This is a genomic window from Kitasatospora sp. NPDC058218 (assembly GCF_042882445.1).
GTDB lineage: Bacteria > Actinomycetota > Actinomycetes > Streptomycetales > Streptomycetaceae > Kitasatospora.
The window spans coordinates 20,175-28,534 of sequence record NZ_JBHVWC010000009.1 but is presented as its reverse complement, the minus strand read 5'-3'; the positions used below and the strand labels follow the sequence as shown (position 1 = coordinate 28,534).

At 72.2% G+C, this 8,360-nt stretch carries 7 protein-coding genes; all 7 read right to left on the bottom strand.

Annotation, left to right across the window (positions count from 1 at the left end; genetic code table 11):
• Window positions 1–118 precede the first annotated feature (118 nt).
• Window positions 119–1,048, bottom strand: a complete 930-nt coding sequence (locus ACFVYI_RS07585; RefSeq protein WP_387882220.1) for a DMT family transporter — start codon at window positions 1,046–1,048, stop codon at window positions 119–121.
• Between the two features lie 235 nt (window positions 1,049–1,283).
• A complete protein-coding gene (locus tag ACFVYI_RS07580) occupies window positions 1,284–2,504 on the bottom strand; it encodes an acetyl-CoA carboxylase biotin carboxylase subunit family protein (protein ID WP_387882219.1) in 1,221 nt (406 codons plus the stop codon).
• A 66-nt stretch (window positions 2,505–2,570) separates the two neighbouring features.
• The gene (locus ACFVYI_RS07575) at window positions 2,571–3,911 is read right to left on the bottom strand and encodes a hypothetical protein (RefSeq protein ID WP_387882218.1); all 1,341 of its coding nucleotides are present in this window, start codon (window positions 3,909–3,911) and stop codon (window positions 2,571–2,573) included.
• Window positions 3,912–4,042: 131 nt separating this feature from the next.
• Entirely contained in the window at window positions 4,043–4,783 is a 741-nt protein-coding gene (locus ACFVYI_RS07570) for a GNAT family N-acetyltransferase (RefSeq protein WP_387882217.1), read from the bottom strand.
• Window positions 4,780–6,021 carry an acetyl-CoA carboxylase biotin carboxylase subunit family protein gene (locus ACFVYI_RS07565; protein ID WP_387882216.1) on the bottom strand — a complete coding sequence of 414 codons (1,242 nt, stop codon included), beginning with the start codon at window positions 6,019–6,021 and terminating at the stop codon, window positions 4,780–4,782. Before ACFVYI_RS07565 ends, ACFVYI_RS07570 begins: the two co-directional genes overlap by 4 nt.
• Window positions 6,014–7,270 carry an ATP-grasp domain-containing protein gene (locus tag ACFVYI_RS07560; protein ID WP_387882215.1) on the bottom strand — a complete coding sequence of 419 codons (1,257 nt, stop codon included), beginning with the start codon at window positions 7,268–7,270 and terminating at the stop codon, window positions 6,014–6,016. The genes ACFVYI_RS07565 and ACFVYI_RS07560 overlap by 8 nt, the downstream gene beginning before the upstream one ends.
• 89 nt (window positions 7,271–7,359) lie before the next feature.
• A complete protein-coding gene (locus ACFVYI_RS07555) occupies window positions 7,360–8,061 on the bottom strand; it encodes a hypothetical protein (RefSeq protein WP_387882214.1) in 702 nt (233 codons plus the stop codon).
• Window positions 8,062–8,360: the final 299 nt, after the last annotated feature.

Genomic DNA, 8,360 nt, shown 5'->3' with positions numbered 1-8,360 from the left:
TGTCGGGGGTTCCGACCCGGGTGTCCCGCGCGCGGCAACATTTGTTAGTGCGTGGGGGCGCCGCCCCCCCCCCGCCGCGGCGCCGCCCCTGGGCGGACGCGCGCGGTCGGTGGGCCGGTCAGCCGGTGGCGGCCTTCTCCGGAGTGGGGACGGGCTCGGCGGGCTGCTCGGGCACCCGCTCGCCGCGGCGGACGGCGCCGAGGCTCGCCGCGACCACGCAGACCACGCCCGCGAGTTGGAGCAGGCTCATGGTCTGGTGCAGCAGGACGAAGCCGATCAGCGTGGCGAAGCCCGGCTCGAAGCTCAGCAGCGTCCCGAACGCGGCCGTGGTGAGCTTGCGCAGCGCGAGCATCTCCAGGACGTACGGCAGGACCGGCAGCAGCACGGCCGCCCCGGCCGCGCCGAGCAGGATGCCCGGGGTGAGCACCGGCACGGCGTGCACCAGCCCGAACGGCGCGGCGACCAGGGCCGCCACCGAGAGCGAGATGGCCACCCCGTCGACACCGGAGAACCGGTCGCCGACGCGCTGGGTGAAGATGACGTAGCCGCCGAGCGCCGCACCGGAGGCGGCCCCGAAGGCGAGCCCGACGAGGTCCACCGAGCCGTTCCACGGCTGGGTGAGCGCGAGCACGCCGCAGACCGCGAGCAGTGGCCAGATCACGTCGATCCGCCGGCGCAGTCCGGCGACCGCGACGGCGAGCGGCCCGAGGAACTCCAGCGCGCTGGAGACCCCGAGCGGGATCCGGTCGATCGCCTCGAAGTAGCAGATCGTCATCACCGCGCTGACCGTGCCGAGCGCGGCCGCGTACAGGAGGTCCTGCCGGCTGCGGCCGCGCAACCGCGGCCGGGCCCAGATCAGCATGATCGCGGCCGCGAAGGCCAGCCGCAGCGAGGCGGTACCGAGCGGCCCGGCCGTCGGGAACATCCAGGTGGACACCGCGGCGCCGGACTGGACGCAGATCATCGCGCCGACGGCGAGGGCGGCGGCGCCGTAGGTGCCCGGAAGTGCCTTGCGAGCACGGCCCGTCGTAGTGGTCGCTGGGGGCATGAGGTGGTGGTCCTTCCGCGGTGCTCGGGCACGGGTCTCGGATCCGGCCGTGGGAGGTGGCCCACGGCCGTGGGAGGTGGCCCACGGCCGTGGGAGGTGGCCCACGGCCGTGGGAGGTGGCCCACGGCCGTCCGCCACGGTCACGGTACGCAGGTCGAGGCCTTCCTGACAGGCCATCTCGACATGTGCGTGCCAGGGCGGTTGGAGATCCGGACACCGGGCTTCCGAGGCACCGTCACACCGCGGCGGCTTCCACGGTCTCCGCCGCGACGGTGTAGCCCTTGAACGTCTCGGTGATCGACTCCAGGACCTCCTCGGCGGTGGCGCCGCGGAACCGGAAGCGGCCGCCGACGTGCTCGTAGCCGTGCGCGACCGGCAGGACGTCGCCCACCTTGGCCAGCGACTCGGCGTACGGACCCGGGGTCCGGCCGACCATCGAGGTGATCTGGGTGAAGCGGCACGGCCGGGGCGCGGGCGCCGGGACCACCAGGAAGCCGGCGACGTCCTGGACCGCCCAGTCGACGCCCTCCTGGAGCGGCACCCCGAGCTGGAGGTGGAACGCCGCCTTCATCAGGTCGTAGCCGTGCACCTCGCGCCAGAGGAACGGCGTCTCCGCGCCGCCGACCCGGGCACCGGTCTCCAGGAAGGAGCAGGTGGTACCGGCGTCGGTCTCCTCCAGGAACAGCTCCAGGTGGAACGGGGTCGCCCGGTCGGTCAGCGCGCGCATGTACCGCTCGGTGGCCTCGCCGATGATCCGGTGCAGCTCCGGGTCCGCCTCCTCGATGGAGCCGTAGAAGGTGCCGTGGGCGAAGTCGAGGCAGGTGTTGACGTAGCGCGAGCCGCGCCAGACCAGCAGCCGCTCGCCGTCGAAGATGCCGTCCACGTGGCAGATCAGGTGCGGGTTGCGCACCTGCACCATGAGCTTCCAGCGGCCGAACTCGATGCGCGCCAGGTCCTCCGGGCCGGAGATCACCACGACGCCGGCACTGCCGCTGCCGTCGCGCGGCTTCACCACGAGGTCCCAGCCGTGCTCGGCGGCGAAGGCGGTGATGTCCTCGGCCTCGGACACCGCGGCGAAGGCCGGGATCGGCAGGCCGGCGGCGGCGATCCGCTCGCCCATGACCACCTTGTCGCGGAACGCGAGGACCTCGTCCAGCCGCATGCCGGGGAGCCCGAGCTCGGCCCGGACGATCGCGGCGTTCTCCAGGTCCTCCTCCTTGAGCGTGATGAGGCGGTCCGGGGCGCCGTGGCGCTCGGCGAGGCCCAGGACGGCGGCGCGCAGCTGCGCGAGGTCCTGGATGTCGTCCAGGGTCACGATCTCGGCCGCGCCCTCGGGGACGGCCCCGCGCCCGAGCGGGCTGGTGATGTACGTGACGGCACACCGCGTGTGGTCGATGTAGGCGGCGTAGTCGGCGTAGGTGTCCTTCCAACGGTTCATCACGATGACGTGTGACATTCCGTGGTCTTCCGACGTTCTCACTTCACCCATCCTGATTGTGTACGGCGGTTCGGCGCGGACGGCTCAGTACGTCAGCACCGAACCGGTGTGGACCTGGTCGATGGAGCGGTGCCCGATGACCTCGGTGGAGCCGGCCGGGACGACCCGGGCCTGGGCGCCGGCGTAGCCGTCCGGCTGGTAGAAGACGCCCCAGAGGGTCTGCCAGGGCTTCTCCTCGCCGGTCGCCGGGTCGACCATGAACTCGGTGCGCGGGACGACCCGCTCCTGCACCACGCAGCCCGCGGCCGCGCCCTCGGTGAGGGCGGTCCGCCAGGCGTCCTCGGCCGTCTCCCAGCCGGCGACCACGCCGTGCCCGCCGAACAGGTTGTTGGGCTTGAGGATCAGGGTGTCGCGGCGTGCCATCAGGTCGTCCAGGCGGCCGGGGACCAGCAGGTCCTCCGCGCGCTGGAGGGACCGCGTCCAGGGCAGTGCGCGGTCGATGACGGCGCGCTCCTCGGCCGTGAAGCCGATCGCGTAGTGCGGGTCGGAGAGCAGGGCCATGCAGCCCTTCTCGCCGAAGAGGTTGCTCTGCAGGGTGTGCCAGAGCAGCACCTTGCCCGCCTCGTGGGCCCGGAAGACCGGCTCGGCCAGCTCGACGAACGCCGGGTCCTCCAGCAGCTGGTCGGTGTCGAAGGCGCGCCACACCACGTCGATGACGTGGCCGTCCAGCACCAGGCGGCCGTCCTTGACCTCCAGGTCGTCCAGCTCGCCGAGGTGGAGGTCCAGACCGAGGCCGCGCATGACGCGGTGCACGTTGTACCAGGTGGCCGCCCCGAAGGTGTCGAGCCCGCCCGGGCCCTCGATGATCGCGACGACCGGCTCGCGGTCGCCCGCGATGACCTTGGCGGCCTCCTTGATGGTGCGCACCGTCTCCCGACCGGTGTGCACGTAGCCCAGGCCGTGCTCCGCGGCGAACGTCGCGAAGGCGTCGATCTCCAGCAGGCCGCGCGGCACCTCGCCGGCCCAGTCCCAGCCGCCGAGGTCGCTGCCGATGCCGAACTCCAGCAGCTTGAAGGCGTTGCCGTCGTGGTAGACGTCGGCGCGGCCGAAGACCACCGGGGTCTGGTGCGCGTGGCGGCGCATCAGCTCGGCGCGGGCGCCGTGGACGCCGACGGCGTCGAGGAAGCGGTCCAGGTCGCCGTCGAAGAGCCGGTCGGGCAGCGTGGTGAGCATCCCCAGCAGGGCCATGAGGTCGTCGGCGAACGCGCGGATCTCGCGCTCCTCGACGAAGTTGGGGCGCGGCGGGTAGGGGCGCTTCCAGGTCGGGATCGCCGGGTTGGCCGCCAGCGTCCGCATGACGTCGACCAGGCCGTTGCCCGGGATCTTGCAGGCGGCGTTGTACGCCTCGGTCACACGGTTGGTCATCGTCGGTTCTCCGTCATCACGTTCTCCGTACTCGGTTCCGTACTCGCGTCCCGCACTGCCGTCGGCGGGGCGCCGGCCCCCCGAGCCGGCGTCCCGCCACTGCCACCGCCGGCGCCCCCGCGCCGGCCCGCTCAGAGGTCCAGCACCAGGTCGGTGACCGGCCGGGTGATGCAGAGCAGCACCTCGTCGTCCTCGGGGTCGACCCCCGGGTCGGTGTTGTAGCTGACGGTGCCGCGCTTGATCCGGACGGCGCACGTCCCGCACACGCCGGCCCAGCAGAGCGACTCGGGCTTCAGCCCGCCGCGCTGGGCGAACATCAGCAGCGCGGTGGAGGACGGCTCCCAGCGCAGCGTCTTGCCCGAGCGCTGGAACTCGATCTGGAGATCGGCGATCCGGCCCAGGGTCTCCAGCGCGTCGTAGCCGCCGGCGGTGTCCCGGCGCAGGACGGTCGGCGACGCCTCGGTGAAGCCGAGCGCGGTGAACCACTCCCGCGCCCCGCCCGGCTCCACCCGGACCTCCGTCACCGGCTCGCCGCTGAGCATCAGCAGCACGGCGGCCACCAGCAGCCGTCCGAGGCCGATGCCCCGCTTGGCCGGGGCCACCGCCAGGTCGTACAACTCGGCGCCGTCGTCGGTGCGGTGGACGCCGACGCAGGCGACCACCGTGCCGAGCTGCTCGATCAGGCAGAACTCCTCGATCCGCTCGGCGTGGAAGTCCTCCGGCCGGTCCGGCAGGGCGGCGCCCGCCGACCGGATCAGCTCGCCGACCGCCGCCAGCTGGGCGGCGGTGGCCCGGCGGATCTTCACCTCGTCGATGTCCGGCCCGCCCCGGGCGATCAGGATCCCGACCGGGCTGGTGAGAGCAGAGGTCATCGGGCAGCCGGCCCCTCGTGCTCGACCACCAGCCGGTAGCGGTCCATCACCGCGAGCGCCGCGCGCCGCACGGCGGCGTGGTCGGTGCCGCGCAGCCGGAAGCGGCCGCCGATGTGCTCGTACCCGCCGGTGCCGTCGAAGACGGTGCCGACCTCGGGGACGACCTCCGCGTACACCTCGTCGACGGTGTCCAGCAGCGAGGTGCGGGACGCCACCGTGCTGGGGTACGGCCGCGGTTCGGGAATGCTGACCCAGCCGCCGGCGACCCCGACGGGCAGCGCCTCGGCCGCCACCGCCGGCGGCAGGCCGATGGTGGCCCGGAACGCCTCGGCGAACAGGTCGATGCCGAACAGGTCCCGGTGCACGAAGGGCACCTCCGCGCCGCCCGGGCGCAGACCGACCTCCAGGAAGACCAGCTCCCCGCCGGCCGTGTCGAACAGCTCCAGGTGGAACGGGCCGTCGACGAGGTCCAGGGCGTCCAGGCAGCCGCCGGTGAACTCGACGACCTTGTCCAGCCGGGGGCCGGGGTCGAGCAGGACCGACCCGAGCGGGGTGCCGGTCAGGAAGTCCAGGCAGGTGTTGATGTACTCCGACGCGCTGACGAAGTGGAACTTGCCGCCCCGGCGGATGCCGTCCACGTGCAGGATCGCGCCCTCGACGTACTCCTCGCACTCGAAGCCGTCGAGCTCCGCGCCCTGCTCGACCAGCAGCGCGGCCAGCTCGGCCTCGTCGCGGACGAGCACCACGCCGCGCGCCGACCAGCCGGCCCGGGGCTTGAGGATCAGCGGCAACCCGACCTCGGCCGCGATCCCGGCGGCGGTGCTGCCGGCGTCCAGCCGGCGGAACCGCGGCACCCGCAGCCCCGCACCGCCGACGATGTCCTTCATCCGGGCCTTGTCGCGGAAGGCCGTCACGAACTCCGGCTCCCAGCCGGGGACCCCGAGCTCCACCCGCAGCTGCGCGGTGGAGAGCACGTCGTACTCCGAGGGGCCCACCACGGCGTCGAAGCCGCCGTGCAGCTCGGCGAGCCGCCGGGCGATGGGCAGCAGCGTCCCGATCTCCAGGTCGTCGACCACGACGAGGTCGAGGGCGCTCTCCTCGTCCAGGATCGGCAGACCGCAGGGCAGCGTGATGTACGCCAGCCGGCAGCTGCCCGGCTCGACGAACCGGTGGTACTCGCCGAACTCGTCGTCGAACCGGTTGATGACCAGGTACTGCGGGATCTCTCGACTAGACAAAGCGCACCTCGTCCCGGACGGCGTGCCAACGCGTCGCGGCGTCCTCGTACGACTCGGCCTTGTAGACCACGTGGCCGAGGAAGCAGCGGAAGTCCTCGGCCGGCGGGATCGGCTCGCCCGGCCGGACGTAGAGCTGCACCTCCAGGGTGTCCGGATGGGCGCGCAACTCGTCCAGGCCCTCGACGTCCCGGTACTGCGCCAGCCCGTAGGCCGTGAAGCAGGCGATGCCGACGTACTTGGCGGTCGGCGCCGAGGAGGCGCCCACCTCCTGCGCGCTCAGACCGGTGTAACCGGCGAGCATGATCCGCACCTGGGAGACCCCGGTGACGGCCTCCACCAGCTTCGGGATGCGGTGGCCGGCCAGCCGGGCACCGAGCTCGATCAGGACCGGCTCCCCCGCCGGCAGCCGCAGCTCGCAGTGGAACGGCCCCCGGGTGACGCCGAGCGCCTCGCAGACGCCGGCGACGTAGGCGTCGATGGCCGCCTTGGCCTCCGGGGCCGCCGGGTGCGGCATGATCTGGCCGAGCTCCACGAAGTAGGGCTCCGGGCCGAGCATCTTGGTGGTGACCGCCAGGACGACGGCGCGGCCGTCCTCGACGTACCCCTCGACGCTGACCTCGGGACCGTCCAGGTACTCCTCCAGCAGCACCGGGCCGTCGAGCACCCGGCCGAGGTCGGTCCGGTGGTCGGCGCGCAGGCTGCGGAAGGCGGCGAGGAGCTGCTCGGGCGAGTCGACCCGACTGACGTGGATGCTGCCCGCGGACTCGGTGGGCTTGAGGACCGCCGGGTAGCCGACGTGGGCCGCGGCGGCGAGCAGCTCCTGCTCGTCGGTGGCCTCGGCGTGCCGCGGTACCCGCAGCCCCGCCGCCTCGACGAGCCGGCGCATGGTGGCCTTGTTGCGCAGCCCCCGCGCGGTGTCGGCGCGCAGACCGGGCAGGCCCAGGGCCGGGGCCAGCCGGGCCACCGTGTCCACGTAGAACTCGAACCCCGGCACGATGCCCGCCAGCGGGCGCTCGGCGTGGAGTGCGGCGGCGGCCTCGGCCAGCGCCTGCTCGTCGTTGGTGTCCACCACGACCAGCCGGTCGACATGGGCGCGGGCCGCGTCCGGGAGGCGACGGTCGTCGACGTCCGCCGACGCCACGACGGTCTCGAAACCGAGCGCGTGCGCCTCCGCGAGCAGGGCGACCCCTGACGAGCTCGGCTCGACGATCAGGACGCGCCCGCGCGGGGCGGGCAGTTGTTCAGACATCAGTGTTCAACCCTCACGGACGGGTGCGCGACATGATCAGGGGCGGCCGGCACGGGCGCGGCGCGAGGCCGCGCCCGTGCCGTTCTCACTCAGACCCCGGCGGGCTGCTTGCTGCCCACGGTCAGCTCGTAGAGCTCGGCGAAGTAGTCGCCGATGAGCTCCACGAAGGTCGCGAGGTCCTGGTACGCCTGCTTCGGGGTGCCGAACACCTCGACCGCGCGGGCGACCGTACGGAACATCAGCTCGTCGTGGTCGTGCGACTCGTCGAACTCGATGTGGGTCGCGGTGCCCGCGACGAACTCACGGCCGAAGTCCTCGGCCGCCTTGTTCGTGATGGTGGGGTTGTAGCGGTCCGAGTACCACTCGACCAGCCAGTCCCAGACCGTCGTGGGCGCCGGGCCACGCGAGTCGGCCTCAAGGCGCAGGTAGCCCATCAGCTTCTTGGTCGACGGGAAGACATCGGTGGCGTCGATGTCCTCCTGGGTCAGACCGAACTTGAAGAGGTCACGGCTGAACATGCTCTCGTGACCGAACTCCTCCGCCAGGTACTTGGCGAGGTGGGCGGCGAGGGTGTCGTCCTTCGAACCGACCTTGAAGAGGGCGTAGGTGTCGACCTCGTTGTTCAGACGGATGCGAAGCACGGTCTCGGTGATGTGACGGATGTAGAAGTCCCGGTCCGTCCACTCGCCGGCGTGCAGCTCGCGCATCTTGGGAACGCGCTGGAACTGCTTCTCGATCAGCTCGGCCGCGAGGTTTTCCAGCTTCTCGCGGTCCAGGGTTTCCGCTGCCACTTGTTTCCTCCTAGTACCAATGCGCTGCCATGCCAGGGAGACGCCACATACTGCTCCGAATGTGCGGCTCAATGGCGCATTCCCCGTCGATAAGGACGCTAGCAACCGGCGCGGTGCTCGGACAGTGCCAATTCACCATGCTTGGCACCATGGCCCCCGGCCGCCCGGCGTGCGAAAAGGCCCGTGGCCGGCTCGGTGGAGCGAGCCGGCCACGGGCCGAGGAATTACCGGAGTGTCGGAGAAACAGCCGGCGGGTGAAATCGGGCGCCGCCGAAACCCGCGGCCGGAGAAACAGTGCG